The organism is Stutzerimonas sp. Brlt_14 (genome assembly GCF_051948915.1).
In the GTDB taxonomy this organism is placed as follows: Bacteria; Pseudomonadota; Gammaproteobacteria; order Pseudomonadales; family Pseudomonadaceae; genus Stutzerimonas; species Stutzerimonas stutzeri.
Map to the genome: position 1 here is coordinate 88,074 of NZ_JAYJLM010000004.1, position 25,328 is coordinate 113,401.

At 65.2% G+C, this 25,328-nt stretch carries 26 protein-coding genes; 13 read left to right on the forward strand and 13 right to left on the reverse strand.

Annotation, left to right across the window (positions count from 1 at the left end; translation table 11 throughout):
• The first annotated feature begins 7 nt into the window (after window positions 1-7).
• From rsfS to VF716_RS10855, 11 genes are all read left to right on the forward strand, one after another.
• Window positions 8-367: a ribosome silencing factor gene (gene rsfS, locus VF716_RS10805; protein ID WP_125849625.1), complete on the forward strand. Its 360-nt coding sequence runs from the start codon at window positions 8-10 to the stop codon at window positions 365-367.
• A gap of 3 nt (window positions 368-370) precedes the next feature.
• A complete protein-coding gene (rlmH, locus tag VF716_RS10810; protein ID WP_011914790.1) occupies window positions 371-838 on the forward strand; it encodes a 23S rRNA (pseudouridine(1915)-N(3))-methyltransferase RlmH in 468 nt (155 codons plus the stop codon).
• Window positions 839-856: 18 nt separating this feature from the next.
• Window positions 857-2,746, forward strand: coding sequence for a penicillin-binding protein 2 (gene mrdA / locus VF716_RS10815; protein ID WP_011914789.1), 1,890 nt, complete (start codon window positions 857-859; stop codon window positions 2,744-2,746).
• Window positions 2,743-3,888 (forward strand): rod shape-determining protein RodA, encoded by a 1,146-nt coding sequence (gene rodA / locus VF716_RS10820; protein ID WP_011914788.1) that lies wholly within the window; start codon window positions 2,743-2,745, stop codon window positions 3,886-3,888. Before mrdA ends, rodA begins: the two co-directional genes overlap by 4 nt.
• Window positions 3,889-3,935: 47 nt before the next feature.
• Complete coding sequence (gene mltB / locus VF716_RS10825; RefSeq protein WP_108242367.1) at window positions 3,936-4,913, forward strand: lytic murein transglycosylase B; 978 nt, start codon at window positions 3,936-3,938, stop codon at window positions 4,911-4,913.
• The gene (locus VF716_RS10830) at window positions 4,910-5,902 is read left to right on the forward strand and encodes a septal ring lytic transglycosylase RlpA family protein (protein WP_014597832.1); all 993 of its coding nucleotides are present in this window, start codon (window positions 4,910-4,912) and stop codon (window positions 5,900-5,902) included. The genes mltB and VF716_RS10830 overlap by 4 nt, the downstream gene beginning before the upstream one ends.
• Window positions 5,903-5,949: 47 nt before the next feature.
• Entirely contained in the window at window positions 5,950-7,107 is a 1,158-nt protein-coding gene (locus tag VF716_RS10835; protein WP_011914785.1) for a D-alanyl-D-alanine carboxypeptidase family protein, read from the forward strand.
• Window positions 7,108-7,173: 66 nt separating this feature from the next.
• The gene (locus tag VF716_RS10840; protein WP_011914784.1) at window positions 7,174-7,458 is read left to right on the forward strand and encodes a DUF493 domain-containing protein; all 285 of its coding nucleotides are present in this window, start codon (window positions 7,174-7,176) and stop codon (window positions 7,456-7,458) included.
• Window positions 7,458-8,114, forward strand: coding sequence for a lipoyl(octanoyl) transferase LipB (gene lipB, locus VF716_RS10845; RefSeq protein WP_013984170.1), 657 nt, complete (start codon window positions 7,458-7,460; stop codon window positions 8,112-8,114). Before VF716_RS10840 ends, lipB begins: the two co-directional genes overlap by 1 nt.
• Entirely contained in the window at window positions 8,107-9,084 is a 978-nt protein-coding gene (gene lipA, locus VF716_RS10850; RefSeq protein WP_020305844.1) for a lipoyl synthase, read from the forward strand. Before lipB ends, lipA begins: the two co-directional genes overlap by 8 nt.
• Before the next feature lie 200 nt (window positions 9,085-9,284).
• A complete protein-coding gene (locus VF716_RS10855) occupies window positions 9,285-9,629 on the forward strand; it encodes a hypothetical protein (RefSeq protein WP_013984169.1) in 345 nt (114 codons plus the stop codon).
• Window positions 9,630-9,713: 84 nt separating this feature from the next.
• Here VF716_RS10855 and VF716_RS10860 read toward each other — a convergent pair whose 3' ends face one another.
• The 5 genes from VF716_RS10860 to leuS all read right to left on the reverse strand — a co-directional run bounded on the left by VF716_RS10860 (window position 9,714) and on the right by leuS (window position 15,636).
• Window positions 9,714-11,012: a lytic murein transglycosylase gene (locus VF716_RS10860; RefSeq protein WP_108242366.1), complete on the reverse strand. Its 1,299-nt coding sequence runs from the start codon at window positions 11,010-11,012 to the stop codon at window positions 9,714-9,716.
• Window positions 11,013-11,074: 62 nt separating this feature from the next.
• Window positions 11,075-11,233 carry an alternative ribosome rescue factor ArfA gene (gene arfA / locus VF716_RS10865; RefSeq protein ID WP_440552696.1) on the reverse strand — a complete coding sequence of 53 codons (159 nt, stop codon included), beginning with the start codon at window positions 11,231-11,233 and terminating at the stop codon, window positions 11,075-11,077.
• A 78-nt stretch (window positions 11,234-11,311) separates the two neighbouring features.
• Complete coding sequence (gene holA, locus VF716_RS10870; RefSeq protein ID WP_095461253.1) at window positions 11,312-12,343, reverse strand: DNA polymerase III subunit delta; 1,032 nt, start codon at window positions 12,341-12,343, stop codon at window positions 11,312-11,314.
• A 37-nt stretch (window positions 12,344-12,380) separates the two neighbouring features.
• Window positions 12,381-12,986 carry an LPS-assembly lipoprotein LptE gene (locus VF716_RS10875; RefSeq protein ID WP_011914777.1) on the reverse strand — a complete coding sequence of 202 codons (606 nt, stop codon included), beginning with the start codon at window positions 12,984-12,986 and terminating at the stop codon, window positions 12,381-12,383.
• Between the two features lie 43 nt (window positions 12,987-13,029).
• Window positions 13,030-15,636 (reverse strand): leucine--tRNA ligase, encoded by a 2,607-nt coding sequence (leuS, locus tag VF716_RS10880; protein ID WP_013984164.1) that lies wholly within the window; start codon window positions 15,634-15,636, stop codon window positions 13,030-13,032.
• 266 nt (window positions 15,637-15,902) lie between these two features.
• On the opposite strand from leuS, the gene VF716_RS10885 reads away from it, so the two are divergent.
• The gene (locus VF716_RS10885) at window positions 15,903-16,355 is read left to right on the forward strand and encodes a hypothetical protein (protein ID WP_011914775.1); all 453 of its coding nucleotides are present in this window, start codon (window positions 15,903-15,905) and stop codon (window positions 16,353-16,355) included.
• A 65-nt stretch (window positions 16,356-16,420) separates the two neighbouring features.
• Window positions 16,421-17,194, forward strand: coding sequence for a YdcF family protein (locus VF716_RS10890; protein ID WP_049339725.1), 774 nt, complete (start codon window positions 16,421-16,423; stop codon window positions 17,192-17,194).
• 40 nt (window positions 17,195-17,234) lie between these two features.
• Here VF716_RS10890 and lnt read toward each other — a convergent pair whose 3' ends face one another.
• From lnt to hemL, 8 genes are all read right to left on the reverse strand, one after another.
• Window positions 17,235-18,746, reverse strand: a complete 1,512-nt coding sequence (gene lnt, locus VF716_RS10895) for an apolipoprotein N-acyltransferase (protein ID WP_020305846.1) — start codon at window positions 18,744-18,746, stop codon at window positions 17,235-17,237.
• Between the two features lie 103 nt (window positions 18,747-18,849).
• Window positions 18,850-19,692, reverse strand: coding sequence for an HlyC/CorC family transporter (locus VF716_RS10900; protein ID WP_011914772.1), 843 nt, complete (start codon window positions 19,690-19,692; stop codon window positions 18,850-18,852).
• A 9-nt stretch (window positions 19,693-19,701) separates the two neighbouring features.
• Window positions 19,702-20,184 carry an rRNA maturation RNase YbeY gene (gene ybeY / locus VF716_RS10905; protein ID WP_020305848.1) on the reverse strand — a complete coding sequence of 161 codons (483 nt, stop codon included), beginning with the start codon at window positions 20,182-20,184 and terminating at the stop codon, window positions 19,702-19,704.
• Window positions 20,177-21,184, reverse strand: coding sequence for a PhoH family protein (locus tag VF716_RS10910; RefSeq protein ID WP_013984159.1), 1,008 nt, complete (start codon window positions 21,182-21,184; stop codon window positions 20,177-20,179). Before VF716_RS10910 ends, ybeY begins: the two co-directional genes overlap by 8 nt.
• Window positions 21,185-21,315: 131 nt before the next feature.
• Window positions 21,316-22,629: a tRNA (N6-isopentenyl adenosine(37)-C2)-methylthiotransferase MiaB gene (miaB, locus tag VF716_RS10915; RefSeq protein WP_017246528.1), complete on the reverse strand. Its 1,314-nt coding sequence runs from the start codon at window positions 22,627-22,629 to the stop codon at window positions 21,316-21,318.
• 103 nt (window positions 22,630-22,732) lie between these two features.
• Entirely contained in the window at window positions 22,733-23,269 is a 537-nt protein-coding gene (locus tag VF716_RS10920) for a tetratricopeptide repeat protein (protein ID WP_011914768.1), read from the reverse strand.
• Between the two features lie 117 nt (window positions 23,270-23,386).
• Window positions 23,387-23,998 (reverse strand): hypothetical protein, encoded by a 612-nt coding sequence (locus tag VF716_RS10925; protein WP_049339727.1) that lies wholly within the window; start codon window positions 23,996-23,998, stop codon window positions 23,387-23,389.
• A gap of 8 nt (window positions 23,999-24,006) precedes the next feature.
• A complete protein-coding gene (gene hemL / locus VF716_RS10930; RefSeq protein WP_011914766.1) occupies window positions 24,007-25,290 on the reverse strand; it encodes a glutamate-1-semialdehyde 2,1-aminomutase in 1,284 nt (427 codons plus the stop codon).
• Window positions 25,291-25,328: the final 38 nt, after the last annotated feature.

Below are 25,328 nucleotides of genomic sequence, written 5' to 3' on the forward strand. Positions count from 1 at the left end.
TCACGTTATGCAAACTGAAGCTTTGGTCCAGCTGGCGGTCGCCGCCCTGGAAGATCTGAAAGGCCAGGACATCACCACCATCGATGTCCAGGGCAAGACCAGCGTCACCGACTACATGATCATCGCCAGCGGCAGCTCCAGCCGGCACGTCAAATCGCTGGCCGAGAACGTGCTGGAAAAGGCCAAGGGGCAGGGTGTACGCCCGCTCGGCAGCGAAGGGCTGGACGGCGGCGAGTGGGCGCTGCTCGACCTGGGCGATGTGGTCGTCCACGTGATGCAGGTGCCGACTCGCCAGTTCTACGACCTCGAGCGCCTGTGGCAGGGCGCCGAGCAGAGCCGCGCGCAGCACGCCCACGACCCGGAGTAAACCGTGCGGATCAAGCTGGTCGCGGTCGGCTCGAAGATGCCGCGCTGGGTCGAGGACGGCTGGCAGGAATACGTCAAACGCCTGCCGTCCGAGCTGCCGCTGGAGCTGCACGAAATCCCGCTCAACACCCGTGGCAAGAACGCTGACGTGGCACGGTTGATTCGCCAGGAAGGCGAGGCCATGCTGGGCAAGGTCCAGCCGGGCGAGCGTATCGTCACGCTCGAGGTGCACGGCAAACCCTGGAGCACCGAGCAGCTGGCCGCGGAACTCGAACGCTGGCGGCTCGATGCTCGCAACGTCAACCTCATGGTGGGCGGCCCGGAAGGGCTGGCGCCTGAGGTCTGTGCACGCAGCGAGCAGCGCTGGTCGCTGTCGCCGCTGACCCTGCCGCACCCGCTGGTACGAATCCTGATCGGCGAACAGATCTATCGCGCCTGGACGTTGCTGTCCGGTCACCCCTATCACAAGTAGTACGCGAACGCCTTCGATATGCCGCAACCGATTCAGCTCAAGGATCACGAAAAGGACGCCGTGCTGGTGCGCCAACGCGTGATCGTGGGCCTCGTTTTCGTGCTGCTGCTGATCGGTGTGCTGGTGGCGCGCATGTACTACCTGCAGGTCGTGCAGTTCGAGCACCACTCGACGCTGTCGGAGAACAATCGCGTTCACGTGCAGCCGATCCCGCCCAACCGCGGGCTGATTTTCGACCGCCAGGGGCGGGTCATCGCCGACAACCGCCCGAGCTTCAGTCTGACCGTCACCCGCGAGCGCGCTGGCGACTGGCGGGTCGTGCTCGACGCGGTGGTGGAGATTCTGGAGCTGGGCGAGGAGGAGCGCGGGCTATTCGAGAAGCGCGTGCTGCAGGGGCGACGGCCATTCGAGCCGGTACCGATCATGTACGAGCTGTCCGAGGAACAGATCGCCCGTATCGCGGTGAACCAGTTCCGCCTGCCGGGCATCGAGGTGGCGGCGCAGCTGGTCCGTCATTATCCGCAGGGGCCGCATTTCGCCCATTCGGTAGGCTACGTCGGGCGGATCAACGAGCAGGAGGTCAAGCAGCTCGACCCGGTCAACTATGCCGGCACGCACCACATCGGCAAGACCGGCATCGAGAAGTTCTACGAGGACGAGCTGCACGGCCAGGTCGGCTACGAGGAAGTCGAGACCAACGCCCGCGGACGGGTCCTGCGGGTGCTCAAGCGGACCGATCCGATACCCGGCAAGGACATCACCCTGTCCCTCGATCTGGATCTGCAGGAAGCCGCCGAGGAGGCGCTGGGCGGGCGCCGTGGTGCGATCGTCGCGCTGCTGCCGGACACCGGCGAGGTGGTGGCGATGGTCAGCCAGCCAAGCTTCAACCCCAACCTGTTCGTCACCGGTATCAGCTTCAAGGACTATGGCGAGCTGCGCGACTCCATCGACCGGCCGCTGTACAACCGCGTGCTGCGCGGGCTGTATCCGCCGGGCTCGACCATCAAGCCGATGATGGCCGTGGCCGGCCTCGATGCCGGGGTGATCACGCCCACCAGCCGGGTCTTCGACCCGGGCTTCTTCCAGCTGCCCAACGTGCAGCACAAGTACCGCAACTGGAATCGCAGCGGCGACGGCTGGGTCGATCTCGACCTGGCCATTGCCCGTTCCAACGACACCTATTTCTACGACATGGCGCACAAGCTGGGCGTCGATCGCATGTACGACTACATGACCCGCTTCGGTCTTGGCCAGCGCGTGTCGCTGGACATGTACGAGGAAACCGCCGGGCTGATGCCGTCGCGTGACTGGAAGCGGGCGCGTTATCGCCAGCCCTGGTATCCCGGCGAGACGGTCATTCTCGGCATCGGTCAGGGTTACATGCAGGCCACGCCACTGCAGCTGGCTCAGGCCACGGCGCTGATGGCGACCCGTGGCAAGTGGATTCGCCCACACCTGGCGCGCAGCATCGGTGGCGAGCCGCCGGTGGATCCGGAGCCGCTGCCGGATATCCAGCTGCGCGATCCGCGCTTCTGGGATTACGCGACCCATGGCATGGAGCAGGTACTGCACGGCGCCCGGGGTACGGCGCGGAAGGTCGGCGAAAGCTCGGTCTATCGCATCGCCGGCAAGAGCGGTACTGCGCAGGTCGTGGCGATCCGCCAGGGCGAGAAATACGACAGTGCCAAGCTGGCCGAGCGCCATCGCGACCATGCCCTGTTTGTTGCCTTTGCCCCGGTGCATGACCCGAAGATCGCGGTGGCGGTGATGGTGGAGAACGGCGAGTCCGGTTCCGGCGTCGCCGCACCGGTGGCCAAGCAGGTGATGGATGCCTGGCTGCTCGACGAGGAGGGCAAGCTCAAGGCCGAGTTCGCGCCGCCGCTGACTGCCGAAGGGAAGAAGCCATGAGCGGCAATTTCGACCGTACCCTGTCCCGCGAGGACGTGCTGCGCCGCCGCGCCAGCCTGTTGCAGCGCCTGCATATCGACGGGCTGCTGCTGGTGCTGCTGCTGGTACTGGCCGCCGGCAGCCTGTTCATCCTCTATTCGGCCAGTGGCAAGAACTGGGATCTGGTCATCAAGCAGGCCACCTCCTTCGGACTCGGCCTCGGCGCCATGCTGGTGATCGCCCAGTTCGAACCGCGGTTCATGGCGCGCTGGGTGCCGCTGGGCTATCTCGGCGTCGTGGCGTTGCTGGTCGCGGTCGAGGTGGCCGGACACACGGCGATGGGGGCGACGCGCTGGATCAACATCCCCGGCGTGATTCGTTTCCAGCCATCGGAATTCATGAAGATCATCATGCCGATGACCATCGCCTGGTACCTGTCCTCGCGCAGCCTGCCGCCCAGCATCAAGCACACCGCGATTAGCCTGTCACTGATCCTGGTGCCCTTTGTGCTGATCCTGAAGCAGCCCGATCTGGGTACCGCGTTGCTGATCCTGGCTTCCGGCGCTTTTGTGCTGTTCATCGGCGGGTTGCGCTGGCGCTGGATCATCGGTGCGGTGACGGCGGTGGTGCCGATCGCTGTGGCAATGTGGTACTTCGTGTTGCGCGACTACCAGAAGCAGCGGGTGCTGACCTTCCTCGATCCGGAAAGCGATCCGCTGGGCACCGGCTGGAACATCATCCAGTCGAAGGCGGCGATCGGTTCGGGTGGGGTGTTCGGCAAGGGCTGGTTGGCCGGCACCCAGTCGCACCTGGATTTTTTGCCGGAAAGCCATACTGACTTTATCATCGCCGTGCTCGCCGAAGAGTTCGGTCTGGTCGGAGTCTGCCTGCTCCTGCTGGTGTATATCCTGCTGATCACCCGCGGCCTGGTGATCACGGTGCAGGCCCAGACGCTGTTCGGAAAACTGCTGGCCGGTGCGTTGACGATGACCTTCTTTGTTTACGTTTTCGTCAATATCGGTATGGTCAGTGGGCTGTTGCCGGTGGTGGGGGTGCCTTTGCCCTTCATCAGTTACGGTGGAACTTCATTGGTGACCCTGCTGTCAGGGTTCGGGGTTTTGATGTCGATCCACACCCATCGCAAGTGGATCGCACAGGTTTGACGAGAGTGACTTTGTTGACTTCATTACGGCGGGGCTGGGTGGCACGGATGCTGGGTAGCGTAGGCTTGGCCGGCGCTGTGCTGGGGAGCGTGCCGCTGCAGGCCGCGGATTACACCGGCGCCAACGTGGACGAGTTCATCGCGGAGATGACCCGCGACTACGGTTTCGCCAGCGAACAGCTGCGTGATCTGTTCAAGCAGGCCGAGCGCAAGCAGGCCATTCTCGACGCCATTTCGCGGCCGGCCGAACGGGTCAAGCCGTGGAAGGAATATCGGCCGATCTTCCTCACCGACTCGCGCGTCGCCCAGGGTGTCGACTTCTGGCGCGAGAACGAGGCGGCGCTGTCCCGTGCCGAAGCCGAGTACGGCGTGCCGGCCGAAATTATCGTGGCGATCATCGGCGTGGAAACCTTCTATGGTCGCAACACCGGCAGCCATCGCGTGATCGATGCGTTGTCGACCCTGGGCTTCGACTACCCGCCGCGTCAGCCCTTCTTCCGCCAGCAGCTCAAGGAATTCCTGCTGCTGACCCGCGAGGAGCAGGTCGACCCGCTGACTCTCAAGGGGTCCTACGCCGGGGCCATGGGCCTGCCGCAGTTCATGCCGAGCAGCTTCCGCGCCTATGCCGTGGACTTCGATGGTGACGGCCACATCGACATCTGGAACAACCCCACCGACGCCATCGGCAGCGCCGCGAGCTATTTCAAGCAGCATGGCTGGGCCGCCGGTGAACCTGTAGTGGCACGGGCGAAGGTCTCTGGCGAGCGCTTCGAGGAAGGCCTGACCGTCGGCCTCGAGTCGCAGAAGAACGCCGGAGAAATGCGCGCCCTTGGCTGGCAGTTCGACAAGTCGGTGGCAGACCAGACCGCCGTGACCGCTTTCCGCCTGGAAGGCGCCGAGGGCGAGGAATACTGGCTGGGCTTGCCCAACTTCTATGTGATCACCCGCTATAACCGCAGCGTGATGTACGCCATGGCCGTACATCAGCTGTCCCAGCTGCTGGCTGACGCGCGAGGCGAACAATGAGCCCTCTCTGGACAAGACTGGTCGCCTTGGGCGTGACGGGAGCCCTGCTGGCAAGCTGCTCCTCGACGCCGGCGCCGAGCACCACGCCGAGCAAGAGCACCACCAGTAGCGGCCCTGGCGATTACGCGCGGCCGCACAAGGATGGCGCGCCCTGGTGGGACGTGGACGTCTCGCAGATCCCGGACGCCGTGCCGATGCCGCATTACGGACCGTACAAGGCCAACCCCTATACGGTGCTGGGCAAGACCTACTTCCCCATCAGCGATGGCCATCGTTACTCGGCCACCGGGACGGCATCCTGGTACGGCACCAAGTTCCACGGGCAGCCCACTGCCAATGGCGAGAAGTACGACCTCTACGGCATGAGCGCGGCGCACAAGACCCTGCCGCTGCCCACCTACGTCAAGGTCACCAACCTGGATAACGGACGCACCGTGACGTTGCGCGTCAACGACCGCGGCCCGTTCTATTCCGACCGGATCATCGACCTGTCCTTCGCCGCGGCGAAGAAACTGGGGTTCGCCGAGACCGGCACGGCGCGGGTCAAGGTCGAGGGCATCGATCCGCAGCAGTGGTGGGCGGCGCAGGGGCGCCCCGTTCCGGCGATGATGGCGCAGCCGCAGATGGCGGCGAGCAAGCCGACCACCAGCATCGCCCAACCGATCGAACAGTACACCCCGCCGCCGCAGCAGCACGCTGCGGCGACGGTGCCGCTGGAAATCGACGCAAAAAAAAACGCTTCGCCCGCAGCCTCTGGCCTGTTTCTCCAGGTTGGCGCCTTCGCCAATCCGGATGCGGCACAGCTGCTCAAGGACAAGCTGAGCGGCGTGGTGTCTGCACCGGTGTTCATCAGCTCGGTGGTACACAACCAGCAGACCCTGCACCGGGTGCGGCTGGGGCCCATCGACACGCCGGATGAGGCCGTGCAGCTCGAGCAGAGCGTTCGCCTGGCCAACCTCGGGCAGCCGCGGCGGGTCGCGGCCGACTGAGCCTTTGCAATCCCTGCCTTGTTTTACCTGACTAACTTGAGATTCGGATGAACATCACCAGCCTCGTGCAACGCTTCATTGTCCTGACTCTGCTGACGGTCGCTCCGACCGTCTGGGCGGCCCAGATCCTGCCGTCGGCTCCGCAGCTGGCGGCCAAGTCCTACATGCTGATGGACGCCGCCAGCGGCGAGGTGCTGGTCGAGCACAACGGCGACGAACGCCTGCCACCGGCCAGCCTGACCAAGCTGATGACCGCCTACATTGCCACCCTGGAGATCCAGAAAGGGCAGATCAGCGACAACGACATGGTCACCGTCAGCGAGAAGGCCTGGCGTACCGGCGGCTCGCGCATGTTCATCCAGGTCAACACCCAGGTTTCGGTGGATGACCTGCTGCACGGCATCATCATCCAGTCGGGCAACGACGCCAGTGTCGCAATGGCCGAGCACATCGCCGGCAGCGAAGAAGCCTTCGCCGACATGATGAACAGCACCGCGCAGCGCCTGGGGATGAGCAACACTCACTTCGTCAACGCCACCGGCCTGCCGCATCCGGAGCACTACTCCTCGGCCAATGACATGGCCAAGCTGGCGCGGGCGATCATCTACGAAGACCCTGCGCACTACGCGATCTATGCGCAGAAGGAATTCTTCTGGAACAACATCAAGCAGCCCAACCGCAACCTGCTGCTGTGGCGCGACAAGACCGTCGACGGCCTGAAGACCGGCCACACCGAAGAGGCCGGCTACTGCCTGGTGGCGTCCGCCGTGCGTGACAACATGCGCCTGATCTCCGTGGTGTTCGGTACCGACAGCGAGCAGGCCCGTGCCGCGGAGACCCAGAAGCTGCTGACCTACGGCTTCCGCTTCTTCGAGACCCGCACCTTCTACCAGAAAGGCACCGAGCTGGCCGAAGCCCAGGTCTGGAAGGGGCAGCAGAGCAAGCTCAAGGCCGGTCTGGCTCAGGACCTGACCATGACTCTGCCACGCGGCCAGGTAGAGAAGCTGCAGGCTGTCATGAGCTTCAACGGCACGCTGACCGCGCCGATCCAGCAGGGTGACGTGATCGGCAAGGTCGAGGTCAAACTGGACGACAAGGTCGTGCGCAGCACCGATCTGGTGGCGCTGGATACCGTCGAAGAGGGTGGGCTGTTCCGCCGTTTTTGGGATAGCATTCGCCTGTTCTTCTACAGCCTGTTCAACTGACCACGCTCGAGTGCGCTCCGGCTGACCCCGCCGCGGCGCACGTGCGGATCACGAGTCCGTTACGCCATGACCAATAGCCAAGACGATATCGCTGCACCCAAGATCGACTTCCCCTGCGAGCGCTACCCGATCAAGGTGATCGGCGAGGCCGGCGAGGGGTTCCGCGAGGTGGTGATCGAAGTCATTCAGCGCCACGCGCCGGACTTCGACGAGACCACCGTGGTCACCCGTGACAGCCGCAACGGACGCTTCCTTTCGCTGCAGGTGCTGATCACCGCCACCGGTGTCGAGCAGCTGCAGGCCATCCATGTCGACCTGCGGGCCACCGGTCGTGTCCACATGGTGCTGTGATGACCCACGACGTGGGTGTGCGTGAGCTAGGGCTGATCGAGTATCGGGCTGCCTGGCAGGCCATGCAGCATTTCACCAATACGCGTGATGCCGACAGTGGCGACGAGATCTGGCTGCTGCAGCATCCGCCCGTATTCACGCAAGGCCAGGCCGGCAAGGCCGAGCACCTGCTGTTTCCGGGCGAGATTCCGGTGGTGCAGGTGGACCGCGGCGGTCAGGTCACCTATCACGGGCCGGGTCAGCTGGTCGGCTACCTGTTGCTGGACGTACGTCGGCTCGGCATCGGCGTGCGTGAGCTGGTCAGCCGCATCGAGCGGAGTCTGATCGATCTGCTGGCCGGGTACGACGTCGAGGCGGTGGCCAAGCCCGATGCACCGGGCGTTTATGTCGGCGGCGCGAAGATCGCTTCCCTGGGCCTGCGCATTCGCAACGGCCGGTCCTTCCACGGCCTGGCGCTGAACGTGGACATGGATCTCGAACCTTTCCGGCGCATCAACCCCTGCGGTTATGCAGGGTTGCCCATGACCCAGTTGCGTGACCTGATCGGGCCGATCGACATCTCTGAAGTGGCCGATCGACTGCGTGACCATCTGGTCCGGCAGCTCGGATACGCGCAACAGAAGACCCTCGCGGGCGGAATCGAAGCTTATGAGTAGTGTAGAAACGGCAGGCAAGCGCCCGGCCAAGGTTGAGGCTGGCGTCAAACTGCGCGGTGCCGAGAAGGTCGCGCGGATTCCGGTGAAGATCATCCCCACCGATGAATTGCCGAAGAAGCCGGACTGGATTCGCGTGCGCATCCCGGTATCGCCGGAGGTGGACCAGATCAAGCAGACCCTGCGCAAGCACAAGCTGCACAGCGTCTGCGAGGAGGCCTCCTGCCCGAACCTGGGCGAGTGCTTCTCCAGCGGTACCGCCACCTTCATGATCATGGGCGACATCTGCACGCGCCGCTGCCCGTTCTGCGACGTCGGCCATGGCCGGCCGAACGCGCTGGACCCGGATGAGCCGAAGAACCTCGCCCAGGCTATCGCCGACATGCGCCTGAAGTACGTGGTCATCACGTCGGTGGACCGGGATGACCTGCGCGACGGCGGCGCCCAGCATTTCGCTGACTGCCTGCGTGAGATTCGCAAGCTGTCGCCGTCCATTCAGCTGGAGACCCTGGTGCCGGATTATCGCGGACGCATGGAGATCGCCCTGGAGATCACCGCCACTGAGCCGCCGGATGTGTTCAACCACAACCTGGAAACCGTGCCGCGGTTGTACAAGTCCTCGCGCCCGGGGTCGGACTTCGAGTGGTCGTTGGATCTGCTGGAGAAGTTCAAGCAGCGCGTGCCGGGCGTGCCAACCAAGTCGGGGCTGATGCTCGGCCTTGGCGAGACCGACGAGGAAGTCATCGAGGTCATGCAGCGCATGCGCGAGCACGACATCGACATGCTGACCCTCGGCCAGTATCTGCAGCCGTCGCGCAACCATCTGCCGGTGCAGCGTTTCGTGCACCCGGACACCTTCGCCTGGTTCGCCGAGGAAGGCATGAAGATGGGCTTCAAGAACGTCGCCTCGGGCCCGCTGGTGCGCTCCTCGTACCACGCCGACCAGCAGGCTCACGGCGCCAAGCACGACTGATCGGACCGGCGGTCCGGTCGTTCCAAGGAAAGCCGCGCAGGCGTCGAATCGCCTCCGCGGCTTTTTTGTTGCCCGCGTGGCGGAATCCGTTCGGTTTGCCAGCGAAGCGTTGGCAAGAAAATTGCGGCATTACGCCGCATTAGACTTTGGTCTATAGTGGCGCTCGTTTACACCATGAGGCCAACCGAGGGCCACTGCAGATGAACGAACCCCAGTTGAAGGACTTGCTTGACGATCTGGATGCCGCAAAGGTCGAGTGCGACGCGATGAGCCGCCTGGTCGTGACGCGTCTGGCCAAACAGCGTATTCCGTACCGTGCGATGTTGGGGCAGGTCGAGCTGGACGGTAAGGTGGTTGCGCCACACTTCTGGGTCGAAGCCGATGGCTGCGTCATCGACTACCGTGCTCGCCAGCGGCTGGGCGGCGACCAGCGGGTTCCCCATGGCGTCGTACCGCGCGAAGCGGTCAAGGCCCATTACCAGGGGCAGCAGGTGGTGATCGATCCGCTTCCCGATTACCTCTATGAAGTCGCGATCAAGCACTGAGGCCGTCTGGCACTCACGTAGAGGCTAAACGCAAAAAAAAGCCCCGGCATAACCTGTCGGGGCTTTTTCGTTGGCTAAGGTTAGTCAGGGCTGAGCGCGCAGGCGGCCGAGCAGTTCCTGGGTGGGATGACCGTCGGCGGGCCAGCCGAGGCGCTGCTGGAAGCCGCGGATGGCCTTGCGCGTATTGGCACCGATGATGCCGTCCGGGGTGCCGGGGTCGAAGCCCTGAGCGACAAGGCGCTCCTGCAGCTCCAGGCGCTCCGAACGGCTGAGCGGCTGCTCGCCACGCGGCCAACTACCCGCCACCTGGCCCTTGCCCTGGAAGCTCTCGGACAGCAGCCCGATGGCCAGCGCGTAGGCCGAGGAGTTGTTGTAACGCAGGATCGCGCGGAAATTGTCCATGATCAGGAATGCCGGACCGCGGTGTCCGGCTGGCAGCAGCAGGCTGGCATTGGCTTCGTCTCGTCCGCCGGGCAGGCCGCGTAGGCCGAGGCGGCGCCATTCCGCCAGTGGCTTGCGGATCTCGTTGTCGGCCAGGGCGTAGTCGATGCCGCTGGGCAGTTGCACCTCGAAGCCCCAGGGCTGACCTTGCTTCCAGCCAGAGGCCTGCAGGTAGTGTGCGGCGGACGCCAGGGCATCGGCCGAGCTGTTCCAGATGTCGCGCTTGCCGTCACCGTCGAAATCCACCGCATGGGTGTTGTAGGTGGTCGGGATGAACTGCGTCTGACCCATGGCGCCAGCCCAGGAACCGCGCATCTGCTGCGGTGACACGTCGCCGTGCTGGAGGATCTCCAGCGCCGCGATCAGCTGGCTCTTGGCAAAGGCGGGGCGGCGCCCTTCATGGGCGAGGGTGGCCAGCGAGCGGATCACCGACTTGTCGCCCATGATCTGGCCGAAACTGCTCTCAAGGCCCCAGACCGCGACCAGGGTTTCGCGATCGACGCCGTAGCGTGCCTCGATGCGGTCCAGGGTTGCGGCGTGCTCGTTCAACAGGCGCTGTCCGCTGCGGACCCGCTGGGGCGAAATCGCGCTTTCCAGATATTGCCAGACAGGGCGCGTGAACTCCGGCTGGCTGCGATCGGCTTCGATCACCGCCGGATCGGGCTGCACCCCGGCGAAGGCGCGGTCGAAGGTGGTGGCGGAAATGCCCGCTGCCAGGGCTTCTGCACGGAACTGCTCGCGCCACTGGCTGAAGCTGACATGCGTGGCTTCTGCTGGCGCGTCGACGACGGCATTGTCGCTACGCTGACCGGAGGGGGCGGCCGCGTTGCCGACAAGAGAAGACTGCGCGAGGGGTTCGGCGGCACAGGCGACCACCAGGCTCATCGCCGAGGCGGCGACCAGCGTTCGCAGCAGCAGAACGGGAACGAAGGTGTAATACATGCACCACTCTCGAAAGGTGTCGTCGGCCGCTGACATTATCACGCTTTCGGGGTGTTGGGTTTTCAGACCGTCAGAAGGACCGAAGCCTCCCAGTTGGTGGACTGGGAGGCTTCGCGGCGGTAGCTGCCTTTGCCTTTCTTGGGCGTTTCCTGGCGCTGGCGGAACAGCGGTTGCGCGACCAGCCGTTTGGCCTTGTTCGGCCGCTTCTTGCGTGTGCTCATGATGTATCCCTCAGGTAGCCCGGAATCGGGCGTGGGCATCATAGGGCTTGTACAAAAAATGTCCAGCAGGCGGCGATGTCAGCCCGCGCCCAGCCGGCGGCCGCTCAGCTGCAGGCAGATATTGGCCAGCCCGATCCAGGGGTCGCCTTCGGACTGGCCCTTGATCTGCTCGTCGATGCGCTGTGCAGCCATCAGCAAGCGGCTCCAGCCTGCGGCGTCGTGCCGTTGCAGTGCCTTGGAGACCAGCGGGCGTCGTTTGTCCCAGACCGGTGGGCGAGCCTGGCTGAAGGCGCGATCGAGAGGAACGCCCTGGCCGTACTGCTGGGAGATGTTGGCCAACAGGCGCAGCTCGCGCGCCAATGCCCAGAGGATCACTGGTGCCTCCACGCCCTCGCCGCGCAAGCCCTCGAGCATGTGCAGCGCATGAGCGGCCTGCCCGTGGAGCGCCGCGTCGATGAGGCCGAAGACGTCGTAGCGGGCGCTGTCGGCGACGGCGGCTTGCACGGTATCGGCGCTGATCTGGCCGGCGTCGGCCAGCAGTTTCAGCTTCTCGATTTCCTGGGCGGCGGCGAGCAGATTGCCTTCGACTCTCGCGGCGATCAGCTCGACGGCTTCCTGGTCAGCGGACAGGCCGACCTGGGTCAATCGCTGGCGGATCCATTGCGGTAGCTGCGCGGCATCCACCGGCCAGATCTGCAGGAACTGCACGTCCTTGCCTTCAATCAGCGCCTTGGCCCACTTGGTCTTCTGCGTACTGCCGTCGAGCTTGGGCAGGCTGATCAACAGCACCGTGTCGTCGGCCGGGCGCGCCAGGTAGTCCAGTAGCGCCGCGGCGCCCTTGTCCCCTGGCTTGCCGTTGGGAATGCGCAACTCGATCAGGCGTTTTTCCGCGAACAGCGACAGGCTGGCGCCAGCCTCGATGAGCTGGCCCCAGTCGAAGCCGGTCTCGACATGAAAGACCTGGCGCTCACTGAACCCCTGTGCACGGGTAGCAGCGCGAATCGCATCGCAGGCTTCCTGGCACAGCAGATGCTCGTCGCCACAGACCACGTAGACGGGCGCGAGAGCGCCTTGCAGGTGCTTGCCGAGTTGGGCGGGGGAGAGCTTCATGGGCAGAAGACGGGGGCGCTACGGCCCCCGTGCAGGCTCAGCGGACGGGTAGCTGGATGGGCGACTGCTGCGGTTGCGCGTCCTGGGCGCGGCGGGCGGCTTCGACGGCCTCCGCCTCGGCGCGTGCCTTGGCTTCGGCTTCCTGCTGCAGGCGGTCGAGCTGTGACGGCGTGATGCGCTGGATACGCAGGGCGAGCTGCTGCAGCAGTTCGCGGCGCATTTCCTGGCGCAGCTGGTCGCCTTCCTGGGAGGAGCCGATCAGGTTGTTGCTGTCGTGCACGTAGACCTTCTGCACCTCGATGCTGTCTTCGAGCAACAGCAGGTTCTGCGGGCCGCGGAATTCGTAATCGAGAGTGCTGGTCAGCTCGTACTCGGCGCTGCGTGCCGAGCTGGTGTAGCTGGCGGTGCGCTGGCGGGTCTGCTCGCGGGCCAGGTTGAGGCTGTACTTCGCGCTGGGGGTCACCCGCACGCCATTGCTCTGCAGCAGGCTCTCGAGCTGCTGGACCGTCTCGCCATAGCTGTTGCGGGCCTGCAGATCGATTTCCTTGAGACCGAACTCTACATCACCGGTGCCGCGCAGCTGGAAACCGCAGGCGCTCAGCAGCAATGTCAGACCCAGCACCACCAGATTCCGTTTGTTCATCTTGTTATCCCCTTGCAGGCCCGGCGCAGGCGCCGGGACCGAATCAGTTAGCGACGATGTTGACCAGCTTGCCCGGCACCACGATGACCTTGCGGATGGTCAGGCCTTCGGTGAAGCGCAGTACGTTCTCGTTGCCGCGCGCGGCGGTCTCCACCTCTTCCCGGCTGGCGCTGGCCGGCACTTCGATCTGGCCGCGCAGCTTGCCGTTGACCTGTACCACCAGGGTCAGGCTGTCCTGCACCAGGGCGGCTTCGTCGACCTTGGGCCACTGCGCGTCGATGATCGCGCCCGGCTTGCCCAGCTGCTGCCAGAGTTCGTGGCAGATATGCGGGGTGATCGGTGCCAGCAGCAGGGCGACGGTTTCCAGGCCTTCCTGCAGCAGGGCGCGGTCCTGTTCCCCGGCGGTCGGCGCCTTCTCCAGCACGTTCATCAGCGTCATGACCTGAGCGATGGCGGTGTTGAACTTGTGGTGCTGGCCGACATCGGTGCTGGCCTGCTTGATCGCCAGATGAATCGCGCGGCGCACGGCCTTCTGCTCATCGTTAAGTGCGGCCACATCGAGCGCGCCCGGAAGTCCGGCGCTGACATGCGCGTGGGCTAGGCGCCAGACGCGGCGCAGGAAGCGGCTGGCGCCCTCGACGCCGGAGTCGGACCATTCCAGGCTCATGTCCGGCGGCGAGGCGAACATCATGAACAGACGGCAGGTGTCGGCGCCGTAGGCATCGATCATCGCCTGCGGGTCGACGCCGTTGTTCTTTGACTTGGACATCTTCTCGGTGCCGCCGATTTCCACCGGCAGGCCGTCGGTCTTGAGCCTGGCGCCGATGACCTTGGCCTTGGCGTCACGCTCGACCTCGACGTCGGCCGGGTTGAACCAGTCCTTGCCGCCGTTCTCCAGGGTGCGGTAGTAGGTCTCGGCGACCACCATGCCTTGGGTCAGCAGGTTCTTGAACGGCTCATTCGAAGACACCAGCCCTTCGTCGCGCATTAGCTTGTGGAAGAAGCGCGCATAGAGCAGGTGCAGGATGGCGTGTTCGATACCGCCGATGTACTGATCCACCGGCAGCCAGTGGTTGGCCGCCTGCGGGTCGACCATGCCCTTGTCATAGTTCGGGCTGGCGTAGCGGGCGAAGTACCAGGACGACTCGACGAAGGTGTCCATGGTGTCGGTTTCGCGCTTGGCCGGTGCGCCGCATTTCGGGCACGTGCATTCGTAGAACTCGGGCATCCTGGCGAGCGGCGAGCCGGCGCCATCCGGCACCACGTCTTCGGGCAGCACCACCGGCAGCTGGTCTTCCGGCACCGGCACGTCGCCACAGCTGTCGCAGTGGATGATCGGGATCGGGCAGCCCCAGTAGCGCTGGCGGCTGATACCCCAGTCACGCAGGCGGAACTGGGTACGCGCCTGGCCGAGGCCCTTCTTCTGCAGCGCCACTTCGATGGCATCGAAGGCGCCTTCGAAATCCAGGCCGTCGTAGATCCCGGAGTTGATCAGCTGGCCGTGCTCGCCGTAGGCGTCCTGCCAGGGGGCGGGTGTCTCGTCGCCGGCACTGGTGCGTACCACCGGCTTGATCGGCAGGCCGTACTTGCTGGCAAATTCGAAGTCGCGCTCGTCATGTGCCGGCACGGCCATGACCGCGCCCTCGCCGTAGTTCATCAGCACGTAGTTGGCGACCCATACCGGCAGCAGCTCGCCGGTCAGCGGGTGCTGCACGCGCAGGGAAGTGGCCAGGCCCTTCTTCTCCTGGGTGGCGATGTCGGCTTCGGCAACGCCGCCGCGCTTGCACTCATCGATGAAGGCCTGCAGCTCGGGGTTGTGCTGCGCCGCCAGGGTGGCCAGCGGATGCTCGGCGGCGACGGCCACGTAGGTCGCACCCATCAGCGTATCGGGGCGGGTGGTGAAGACCTTCATCACACCTTCGTTGCCGATGCTGGCGACGTCGTAGGGGAAGCTGATCTCCATGCCGCGCGACTTGCCGATCCAGTTGCGCTGCATGGTCTTGACCTGCTCGGGCCAGCCGTCCAGCTCGTCCAGACTTTCCAGCAGCTCGTCCGCGTAGGCGGTGATCTTGAAGTAGTACATCGGGATTTCGCGCTTCTCGATCAGCGCGCCCGAACGCCAGCCGCGGCCGTCGATGACCTGCTCGTTGGCCAGCACGGTCTGGTCGACCGGGTCCCAGTTCACCGTGCCGTTCTTGCGGTAGATCACGCCCTTCTCGAACAGGCGGGTGAACAGCCACTGTTCCCAGCGGTAGTAGTCCGGCTTGCAGGTGGTGACTTCGCGCGACCAGTCGATGGCCAGGCCCAGGCTTTTCAGCTGGGCCTTCATGTAGGCGATGTTCTCGTAAGTCCATTTGGCCGGCGCCACCTGATTCTTCATCGCGGCGTTTTCGGCCGGCATGCCGAAGGCGTCCCAGCCCATCGGTTGCAGCACGTTCTTGCCCTGCATGCGCTGGTAGCGAGCGATCACGTCGCCGATGGTGTAGTTGCGCACGTGGCCCATGTGCAGCTTGCCGCTGGGGTAGGGGAACATCGACAGGCAATAGAAGGTGTCCTTGCCGGGCTGTTCGCTCACTTCAAAGGATTTCTGCGAATCCCAGTGGGATTGCGCGGCGGCTTCGATCTCGCGGGGCTGATACTGTTCGTGCATGGCTACTGGCGTTGGGTAGGGGCTGGCTCTCCGCGAATGCGCTGGCGCAGGCGCGGCAGGCAGGCAGGTCCGAAGGACCCTGTGCAAACGCGACCCGGCGGGTGGCGGGCGGAGGCATGGAAGCGCCGTAGCATACATGACCCCCCGCAGCCTAGGGAAACCCGATTTGCCGTCAGCGCCTTGGGTTCCGTCCGTCGTGTCCGGCTTGAGCGGGCCAGGCTGAGCTACGCTTGATCCAGGGGCGGGACGAACGTGAGGTGAGGTAGATGGACAGAGAGCCGCGAGCGGAGGACAGCAGTCTATATGCACGGGTGCTGCAGCGCTTGACGTCGGCGCTGCAGGAGGCGGAGCGAAGCGCGTCCGGTGAGGCGGATGTCGCCGGCGAGCTCGAGGTGCGCGGGCTGACCCCCGCCGAGTTCGAGTTGATCCGTGCCTATCTCCAACGCGATTCCCAGTGGCTTTCCGGCTGGCATGCCGCCGCCGAGGAACAGGCCCATCTCACGCGCCAGGCAATGCGACCCGCCGTACGCGGGGGTAGTCGCCAGCGACATGGCATGCGCCCCAGGCATGCCCCCTTGCATCTGCAGCAAACTCTGAGCTGCGCCCTGTGCAATGCCGAGGTGAGCTGGCCGGAAGGTGCCGGGCCTGCGGCATGCCCGGCATGCGGTTCACAGTTGCTGCGTGCCCGGCAACGGCTGCACACCTACCCGCGTCATTGAGCTCAGCCTGCGCCGACAAATCGGCTGACAGCCGCTAGAGTGTCGTCCTTTGCCGGAGAGCTGGGATGCCGATTCGTTATTTCTTCAAGCAACTGCTGTTGCCACCAGGTGTGCTGTTGCTTCTGTTGCTGCTGGGCTGGTGGCTGCGCCGCCGCTCGCCAAGGCTGGCGGCGCTGTGTTTCGTCACCGGCTTCACCGGGCTCTGGTTGATGAGCCTGCCGATCGTCGTCGAATGGACGGCGCGCGCGGTGGAGCGCGAGCCGGCACTGGTGGAGGCACGCTGGTCGCAACTGAGCGGGCAAGCCGGGGCCATTGTGGTGCTGGGCGCGGGCCGGGAGCAGAACGATCCGGCCTGGGGCGGCGATCAGCCGGGCTACACCGCGCTGGAGCGCCTGCGCTATGCGGCACGACTGGCCAAGGCCAGCGGGCTGCCGATTCTCACCAGTGGTGGTCTGCATTACGGGCAGCCGCCCAGCGAGGCCATGCTCGGTGCAGAGGTGCTGCAGCGCGACTTCGGCGTGGCCACGCGCTGGCTCGAGGAGCGCAGCCGGACCACATGGGAGAATGCCCTGTTCAGCGCCGAGATGCTGCGCGCCGCCGGCGTCGAGCGGGTGGTGCTGGTCACCTCGGCCGCACATATGCCGCGCTCGCGCTGGTGCTTCGAGCAGAACGGCATCGAGGTGATCGCCGCGCCCGTCGGCTTTCTGGGCGGGCACAACGCGCGTCCGCTCAATGGCTGGCTGCCGGAATCCAAGGCATTCTGGCAGAACGGCCTGCTGCTCAACGAAGTGGTGGGGATGGCGGTGTACCCGCTGGTTTATCGCTCGGCGAACGAATGAGCGGAATGCTCTCTCCCAGTCGCAGGGACACAGAGCGTCCCTATGCGGACTTGCGTCTGACCAGTGCCCAGCCGAGCAGCAACACGCATACCGCGATCAGCGGCCAGGAGCGCCAGCGCAGGTAGGGCGTAAGCCCCTGCATTGGCGTGACCTCGCCATACAGCACGGCCTGTTCGAACTGCGGAATCTGCTCGGTGATGCGCCCATAGGGGTCGATAAGCACGGTGATGCCGTTGTTGGTCGCGCGGATCATCCAGCGCCCGGCCTCCAGCGCGCGCATCTGCGCCATCTGCAGGTGCTGCAACGGGCCGATGGAGCGGCCGAACCAGGCATCGTTGCTCACCGTCAGCAGCAGGTCGCTCTGCGCCGCGAGGCCCGCGGCGAACTCCGGATAGACCACCTCATAGCAGATGTAGGGCGCGATCTGCAGGCCTCTGGCTTGCAGCAGCGGCTGGCCGGGTTCGCCGCGGGCGAAATCGGACATTGGCAGGTCGAAGAAGGCGATCAGCCCGCGCAACAGTTCCTGCAGCGGCACGTACTCGCCGAACGGCACCAGCTTCTGCTTGAGGTAGGTGCCGGCACCCTCGCCAGCGGTGGTCAGGCCGTTGTAGTAGCGCAGCTCGCCGTCGGCGTTGGGCTGGCGCACCGGCACACCGGTGATCAGCGCCGATCCGCGCTGCTCGGCGAAGCCAGCCATCATCGCCAGGTAGCCTTCGGCGTGTTCCTTGAGGATCGGCACGGCGGTTTCCGGCCAGACGATCAGGTCCGCCGGGCGGCTGCGAAAGGTCATGTCGCGGTACAACAGCAGCTGCATCTCCAGCTTCTTGGGGTCCCACTTCATGCTCTGCTCGACGTTGCCCTGTACCGCAACCACGCTCAGGGGGTTGCCCTTGTCCTGGGTCCAGGCGCGATCCTTGAGCGCCAGTCCGGTCAGCCAGGGGGCGATCAGCAACAGGATGCCAGCCGCCAGACGCGGCTTGTCGGCACGCAGCCGCGGCAGCGCGACGAGCAGGGTGGCGCTCAGGGCGATGGCGAAGCTCAGCAGCCAGACGCCACCCACCGGTGCCAGGCCGGATAACGGGCCGTCGAGCTGACTGTAGCCGATATAGAGCCAGGGAAAGCCGGTGAGCAGCCAGCCACGCAGGGCGTCGAAGGCCAGCCAGAGCGCGGTGAAGGCCAGCGCGTCACCGAGCGCCGAATGGCGATTGCGCAGCAGCCGCACCCAGAGCCAGCCGAGCAGGGCGAAGAACAGCGCCAGGCCGGCGACAAAGCCGAACGTCAGCAGCCCGGCCAATGGCGGCGACGCCGCGCCGAAGTCATGGATGCTCACATAGACCCAGCTGACGCCCGAGGCGAACAGGCCGAAGCCGTAGCACCAGCCGCGTTGCGCCGCCTGTTTCGGCCCGGTTTCGCGCAGGCCGAGGTAGAGCAGTGCCACCGACAACAGGGCCAGCGGCCAGATGTCGAAGGGGGCCAAAGAGAGCGTGGTCAGCGTGCCGGCCAGTAGCGCCAGCAGATTGCCCGGCCAGCCGGGGCGGGTGAACCAGTGCATGGGGTTTCCTTGGGCGGGGATTGCGGCGCAGGCTAAGGGCAACGAGGCGATCCGGCAAGCTGGCCGATCGCTTGCCGCCCGCGGGCGGGCGGCAAGTCGCAGGTCAAGCGCTTTCCAGACGGCTCAGGCGCAGCATGTGCACGCGGCGGCTGTCGGCGTTCAATACGCGAACGCGGAAACCGTCGATCTCGGTCACCTCGTTGCGCTTGGGCAGATGGCCAAAGGTGCTCATCACCAGGCCGGCAACGGTATCGAACTCGTCGTCGGGGAAGGCGCTGCCGAAGTACTCGTTGAAGCTGTCGATCGGCGTCAGCGCCTTGACCAGAAAGTCGCCGCTGGGCAACGGTCGGATATAACTGTCTTCCTCGACGTCGTGCTCGTCCTCGATATCGCCGACGATCTGCTCGAGCACGTCTTCGATGGTCACCAGGCCGGCCACGCCGCCGTATTCGTCGATGACGATGGCCATGTGGTTGTGGTTGGCGCGGAACTCGCGCAACAGCACATTGAGGCGCTTGGATTCGGGCACGAAGGTGGCCGGGCGCAGCAGGTCCTTGATGTCGAAGTTCTGCTGGTCCTCCTTGAGGATCAGCGGCAGCAGATCCTTGGCCAGCAGCACGCCGATCACCTCGTCGAGGCTCTCGCCGACGACCGGATAGCGCGAATGCGCGGCAGCGATGATGGCGGGGAGGAATTCGCGTGGAGACTGGTCGGCCTTGATGCTGATCACCTGCGACCGCGGCACCATGATGTCGCGTACCTGCAGGTCGGCGACCTGGATGGCGCCTTCGACGATGGCCAGCGCCTCGTTGTCGAGCAGCTTGTTCTGGTGGGCCTCGCGCAGGATCTCCAGCAGCTCCTGGCGATTCTTGGGTTCATGGGCAAAAGCCTGGGTGATTCTTTCCAGCCAGGTCTTCTGCCCGCTGATCGATCGATCTTCGCTCATGTCGTTGACTCAAGAGTCCTTGCAAATGCCCGGTTCGGGCGAATCTTCAGCATAGGGGTCGGGGTGCCCCAGTTCAGCCAGCAGCTGGCGCTCAAGCGCTTCCATCTCCTCGGCTTCGGCATCTTCGATGTGATCGTAGCCGAGCAGATGCAGGCAGCCATGGATGACCAGATGCGCCCAGTGCGCGTCGAGGGTCTTGCCCTGTTCCGCTGCCTCGCGCTCGACCACCGGCACGCAGATGACCAGGTCACCGAGCAGCGGAATGTCGAGAAATTCGTCCGGCACATCAGCCGGGAAAGACAGCACATTGGTGGCGTAGTCCTTCTGTCGCCAGGTGCGGTTGAGCTCGCGGCCTTCCTCCTCGTCGACCAGGCGAATGGTCAGCTCGGAGTCACCACTGCGCTGACGCAGCGCCAGTTCACACCAGCGTTGCAGGTCCGTCGCAGCGGGCGCGGCGCCAGTGCTGGCGCACTGCAGGTCGAGTTCAATCACCGGCGGCATCCTGCGCGGCGCGCTTGCTGGCCGGCGACTGACGATCCTCGAACGACTCGTACGCCTCGACGATGCGCTGCACCAGCGGGTGGCGCACCACGTCCTTGGGCTTGAAGTGGGTGAAGCTGATGCCGTTGACGTCCTTGAGCACCTCGATGACGTGCGCCAGGCCGCTCTTGGTGCCACGCGGCAGGTCGACCTGGGTGATGTCGCCGGTGATCACGGCGGTGGAGCCGAAGCCGATCCGGGTCAGGAACATTTTCATCTGCTCCTGGGTGGTGTTCTGGCTCTCATCGAGGATGATGAAGCTGTTGTTCAGCGTACGCCCGCGCATGTAGGCCAGCGGAGCGATCTCGATCACCTGCTTCTCGATCAGCCTTGCCACGTACTCGAAGCCGAGCATTTCGTAGAGCGCGTCGTACAGCGGGCGCAGGTAGGGGTCGATCTTCTGCGCCAGGTCGCCCGGCAGGAAGCCGAGCTTCTCGCCGGCTTCCACCGCCGGGCGCACCAGCAGGATGCGGCGCACCTGCTCGCGTTCCAGCGCGTCCACCGCGCAGGCGACCGCCAGGTAGGTCTTGCCGGTACCGGCCGGGCCCACGCCGAAATTGATGTCGTTGTCGAGGATGGCCTTGACGTAGCGCTGCTGGTTGGCGCCACGCGGGCGGATCATGCCCTTCTTGGTGCGCAGCGCCACGCCCTGCTGGGCGTTCGGGTTGGCCAGTTCCTCCATGCCGGATTCCTGCAGATACAGGTGCACCATGTCCGGAGACAGCTCGGTGGTCTTGGTCTCGCGGTACAGGCGGCGCAGGAGGTTCTCGGCGGACTTGGCCACGTTGCTCGGGCCGACCAGTTCGAACTGGTTGCCGCGGTTGCGGATTTCCAGCTCCAGGCGTTGTTCGATCAGGCGCAGATGCTCGTCGAACTGGCCGCAGAGGTTGGCGAAGCGACGGGCTTCAAAGGGTTCGAGGGTGAAACGATGCGGTTCTATGGGTGCGTTCAAGGGCTTTTATATGTGGCCGTGATCGGCGAAGTGGTGAGGGAAAGAATAGCGCTGCGGGCGCAATGCGGAAAGCACAGTCGGGCAGCCGGTCGCGGCGCCGATGCAATCACACGGGCCCGCGACCGTCACTCTCAAGATAGCAGGCTGCCACGCAGCGAGTGTGGCAGCGCATCGTCGATGTGAACGTCGACGAACTGGCCGATCAGTCGCGGGTTGTCGCAGCGGAAGTTGACGATGCGATTGTGCTCGGTACGGCCCTGCAGCATGCCGGGGTCCTTTTTCGAGTAGTCGCTGACCAGGATGCGCTGCGTGGTGCCGACCATTCGTCGGCTGTTCTCGAAGCCCTGCTGGTTGATGCGCTGCTGCAGGATCGCCAGGCGTTGTTTCTTGACCTCATCCGGTGTGTCGTCGGCGAGGTCCGCCGCCGGGGTGCCAGGACGAGCGCTGTAGACGAAGGAGTAGGAGAAGTCGAAGCCGACGTCCTCGATCAGCTTCATGGTCTGTTCGAAGTCCTTGTCCGTCTCGCCGGGGAAGCCGACGATGAAGTCCGAGCTGATCAGGATGTCCGGGACCGCGGCCTTCAGGCGGCGGATGCGCGACTTGTACTCCAGCGCGGTGTGGTTGCGCTTCATCGCTGCGAGGATGCGGTCGGAACCGGCCTGTACCGGCAGGTGCAGGTATTTCACCAGCTGCGGGATGTCCGCGTGGGCCTGGATGATGGCGTCGGAGAATTCCAGCGGATGGCTGGTGGTGTAGCGGATGCGTCCGATGCCATCGATCGCTGCCACTGCATGCAGCAGGTCGGCGAAGTCGTGGCCGTCGTGGCGATAGCCGTTGACGTTCTGCCCCAGCAGGGTGACTTCCTTAACGCCGTTCTCGGCCAGGTGAACGATCTCCGCCAGCACATCGGCCAGCGGCCGGCTGACTTCCTCGCCGCGGGTGTAGGGCACCACGCAGAAGGTGCAGTACTTGCTGCAGCCTTCCATGACCGAGACATAGGCGCTGGGGCCGTCGACGCGCGGCTCGGGCAGGCGGTCGAACTTCTCGATCTCGGGGAAGGAAATATCCACCTGCGGCGTCCTGGTGGTGCGCGCGGCATCGATCATTTCCGGCAGGCGGTGCAGTGTCTGCGGGCCGAACACCACATCGACATAGGGCGCGCGGTCGCGGATCGCCGCGCCTTCCTGGCTGGCGACGCAGCCACCGACGCCGATCACCAACTGCGGATTGTCCTGTTTCAGTTCGCGCCAGCGGCCCAGCTGGGAAAAGACCTTTTCCTGGGCCTTTTCGCGGATCGAGCAGGTATTGAGGAGGATCACGTCGGCTTCTGCCGGATTCTCGGTGATCTCCATGGCCTGGTGTTCGCCCAGCAGGTCCACCATGCGCGAGCTGTCGTACTCGTTCATCTGGCAGCCATGGGTTTCGATGAAAAGCTTGCGGGTCATGTTACGGGCCGGCGTTGTGCAAAAAATGACCGGCGATTATATGCCCACCGCCGGGCAGGGGAAAGCGCGGACGGATGCCGCAGGGCGGCTGCCTCGCCAGGCTTCAGGGAATGAGCGGCGCGTCGGCGGCCTGCAGCTGCATGAGATAGTCGCGGAAGATCTGGCCGAGCACCTGAGTGGCGATCTCCAGTTCGTCGCGGCGCATCTGCGCGGAGACGCGGTCGGCGGTGTCCAGCGCCTCGTCCTCGCCGTTGACCGCAGCCATCTTCAGCACGATATAGGCCTGGACGTTGTTCGCCTTGACGCCTTCGCCCCGGAAGAACATCACGCCGAGGCGGTGCTGCGCCGCCGCATGGCCGCGCAGCGATGCCTGTTCGAACCAGTACAGCGCCTTGGCCAGGTCGCGCGGTGCGCGGCGGCCATCGTAGTGGAATTCGCCCAGTTCGTAGGCGGCCTGCACGTCGCCTTCGCTGGCGGCCTGCTGGCAGCTGCGCAGCGCCTCGGGGAGTTCTTCGGGGAGCGTGTTGAGCGCGCAACGGGCGGTCGCCGGGATCAGCAGGGTGTTCCCGCCGGCCAGGGCCGTGAGAGGCGAGAGAAGCAGCAGACAGCCCAAAGACAGGATGCGGCCGGTGCGGATCATGAAAATCTGGCGCCTCGAGGAGCAGGGCGATAATGAAAGGCTGGAACGAGCCAGCCGTCACATTATGGATAAGCTGCAGTCTGCTTACAAAGCCTTTAACCGCCTGCCATCGGCTTTTTATGTCGCGGTTGGCTGTTGCTCGCCTGTGCTGCCCGGCAAGCGCAGCAACAGCAGCGCCAGCAGCGGACTGGCGATGGCCAGCAGCAGTGGCTCTGCCCCGGCCAGCGGATTGCCAACAGTACTGCCGCTGGGCATCGGCAGCATGAGCAGCAACAGCACGCCGGCCGCGACGCCAGCACCGCTCGACAAGCGTTCCGGCCATTGCAGCACCGCCGCATAGATCACCAGCAGCGCGCTGGCGAGCAGCAGGCCGAGCGCATAGGGCTCGCTCCAGCCCAGCTGTCGTGCCAGTTCGAAGAACACGCACAGGCCCAGCACCACCCGGCCCCAGTTCGGCCGGCTCCAGGCCCAGCGTCGTGCCAGGGTCAGCGCCGCCAGCGCGAGCAGCGGCAGACCGAGCAGCAGGGTGGCGCGTTCCAGCCACTGCTGGGCCTCGGCCAATCCGCCGGCGAGGCCGGTCGCCCCGCTGGCCGCGGCAAGGATGAAGGCGAGCATCGCGCTGAACAGCGCCGGTTGATCCGCTTCGCCGTAACGGCGCCGGGCGCGACCGATCAGGATCGCGCTGGCAGCAGCGGCAAGCGTCAGCAGCAGGGACTGCAGCAGTTCCATCGGCGCGTTCACTTGAGCTTGGCGAAGGCGCGCTCGGCGGCGTCGAGGGTGATGGCCAGCTCTTTATCGCCGTGGGCGATGGAGGTGAAGCCGGCTTCGAACGCGCTCGGCGCCAGGTAAACGCCGCCCTCGAGCATCAGGTGGAAGAAGCGCTTGAAGCGGTCGGCATCGCTGGCCATGACGTCGGCGAAGGTCACGATGTCGTCAGCGCCGCTGAAATACAGACCGAACATGCCGCCCACCTGGGTGGTGACGAAGGGGATGCCGGCGGCATCGGCGCGATCCTGCAGGCCCTGCAGCATGCGGCTGGTGTAGGCACCCAGTTCGTCATGGAAGCCGGGGCGGCTGATCAACTCCAGGGTGGTCAGGCCAGCGGCCATGGCCAGTGGATTGCCCGACAGCGTGCCAGCCTGGTAGACCGGGCCGAGCGGGGCAATGCGTTCCATGATGGCGCGCTTGCCGCCGAAGCAGCCCACCGGCATGCCGCCGCCAATGATCTTGCCGAAGGTCGAAAGGTCCGGCGTCACGCCGTAGTAGGCCTGGGCACCGCCGAGGGCGACGCGGAAACCGGTCATCACCTCGTCGAAGATCAGCACCACGCCGTGCGCGTCGCACAGGCGGCGCAGGCCTTCGAGGAAGCCCGGCGCCGGCGGCACGCAGTTCATGTTGCCAGCCACCGGTTCGACGATGATGCAGGCGACCTGCTCGCCCTTTTCCTTCAGCGTGGCTTCGACTTCGTCGAGGTCGTTGTAGGCCAGGGTCAGGGTGTGTTTGGCGAAGTCCGCCGGCACGCCCGCTGAGCTTGGTACGCCCTGGGTCAGGGCGCCGGAGCCGGCTTTCACCAGCAGGCTGTCGGAGTGGCCGTGGTAGCAGCCCTCGAATTTGATGATGGCGTCGCGACCGGTGTAACCACGGGCCAGGCGGATCGCGCTCATGGTTGCCTCGGTGCCGGAGCTGACCATGCGGACCATCTCCATGGACGGCACCAGGCGGCAGACCAGCTCTGCCATCTCGGTTTCCATCGCGGTCGGTGCGCCGTAGGACAGCCCGTGCTCGAGCTGGCGACGCACGGCATCCAGTACCTGCGGGTGGCTGTGGCCGAGGATCATCGGGCCCCAGGAGCCGACGTAGTCGACGTAGCGCTTGTCGTCCTCGTCGATGACATAGGCGCCTTCGGCGTGCTTGAGGAACAGCGGGGTGCCGCCGACGCTGCGGAAGGCGCGAACCGGCGAGTTGACGCCGCCGGGGATGTGGGTCTGGGCGCTGGCAAAGAGGGTTTCGGAACGGGACATGCGGGCCTCGCAAAACAGGGGCGGGCCGGCATCAGCGA

Excerpts from the sequence above, each read along its gene's own strand:
- rsfS (WP_125849625.1), top strand. The coding sequence starts at position 8 with ATGCAAACTGAAGCTTTGGTCCAGCTGGCGGTCGCCGCCCTGGAAGAT.
- mrdA (WP_011914789.1), top strand. The coding sequence starts at position 857 with ATGCCGCAACCGATTCAGCTCAAGGATCACGAAAAGGACGCCGTGCTG.
- rodA (WP_011914788.1), top strand. The coding sequence starts at position 2,743 with ATGAGCGGCAATTTCGACCGTACCCTGTCCCGCGAGGACGTGCTGCGC.
- mltB (WP_108242367.1), top strand. The coding sequence starts at position 3,936 with ATGCTGGGTAGCGTAGGCTTGGCCGGCGCTGTGCTGGGGAGCGTGCCG.
- VF716_RS10830 (WP_014597832.1), top strand. The coding sequence starts at position 4,910 with ATGAGCCCTCTCTGGACAAGACTGGTCGCCTTGGGCGTGACGGGAGCC.
- VF716_RS10835 (WP_011914785.1), top strand. The coding sequence starts at position 5,950 with ATGAACATCACCAGCCTCGTGCAACGCTTCATTGTCCTGACTCTGCTG.
- VF716_RS10840 (WP_011914784.1), top strand. The coding sequence starts at position 7,174 with ATGACCAATAGCCAAGACGATATCGCTGCACCCAAGATCGACTTCCCC.
- lipB (WP_013984170.1), top strand. The coding sequence starts at position 7,458 with ATGACCCACGACGTGGGTGTGCGTGAGCTAGGGCTGATCGAGTATCGG.
- lipA (WP_020305844.1), top strand. The coding sequence starts at position 8,107 with ATGAGTAGTGTAGAAACGGCAGGCAAGCGCCCGGCCAAGGTTGAGGCT.
- VF716_RS10855 (WP_013984169.1), top strand. The coding sequence starts at position 9,285 with ATGAACGAACCCCAGTTGAAGGACTTGCTTGACGATCTGGATGCCGCA.
- VF716_RS10860 (WP_108242366.1), bottom strand. The coding sequence starts at position 11,012 with ATGTATTACACCTTCGTTCCCGTTCTGCTGCTGCGAACGCTGGTCGCC.
- arfA (WP_440552696.1), bottom strand. The coding sequence starts at position 11,233 with ATGAGCACACGCAAGAAGCGGCCGAACAAGGCCAAACGGCTGGTCGCG.
- holA (WP_095461253.1), bottom strand. The coding sequence starts at position 12,343 with ATGAAGCTCTCCCCCGCCCAACTCGGCAAGCACCTGCAAGGCGCTCTC.
- VF716_RS10875 (WP_011914777.1), bottom strand. The coding sequence starts at position 12,986 with ATGAACAAACGGAATCTGGTGGTGCTGGGTCTGACATTGCTGCTGAGC.
- leuS (WP_013984164.1), bottom strand. The coding sequence starts at position 15,636 with ATGCACGAACAGTATCAGCCCCGCGAGATCGAAGCCGCCGCGCAATCC.
- VF716_RS10885 (WP_011914775.1), top strand. The coding sequence starts at position 15,903 with ATGGACAGAGAGCCGCGAGCGGAGGACAGCAGTCTATATGCACGGGTG.
- VF716_RS10890 (WP_049339725.1), top strand. The coding sequence starts at position 16,421 with ATGCCGATTCGTTATTTCTTCAAGCAACTGCTGTTGCCACCAGGTGTG.
- lnt (WP_020305846.1), bottom strand. The coding sequence starts at position 18,746 with ATGCACTGGTTCACCCGCCCCGGCTGGCCGGGCAATCTGCTGGCGCTA.
- VF716_RS10900 (WP_011914772.1), bottom strand. The coding sequence starts at position 19,692 with ATGAGCGAAGATCGATCGATCAGCGGGCAGAAGACCTGGCTGGAAAGA.
- miaB (WP_017246528.1), bottom strand. The coding sequence starts at position 22,629 with ATGACCCGCAAGCTTTTCATCGAAACCCATGGCTGCCAGATGAACGAG.
- VF716_RS10920 (WP_011914768.1), bottom strand. The coding sequence starts at position 23,269 with ATGATCCGCACCGGCCGCATCCTGTCTTTGGGCTGTCTGCTGCTTCTC.
- VF716_RS10925 (WP_049339727.1), bottom strand. The coding sequence starts at position 23,998 with ATGGAACTGCTGCAGTCCCTGCTGCTGACGCTTGCCGCTGCTGCCAGC.
- hemL (WP_011914766.1), bottom strand. The coding sequence starts at position 25,290 with ATGTCCCGTTCCGAAACCCTCTTTGCCAGCGCCCAGACCCACATCCCC.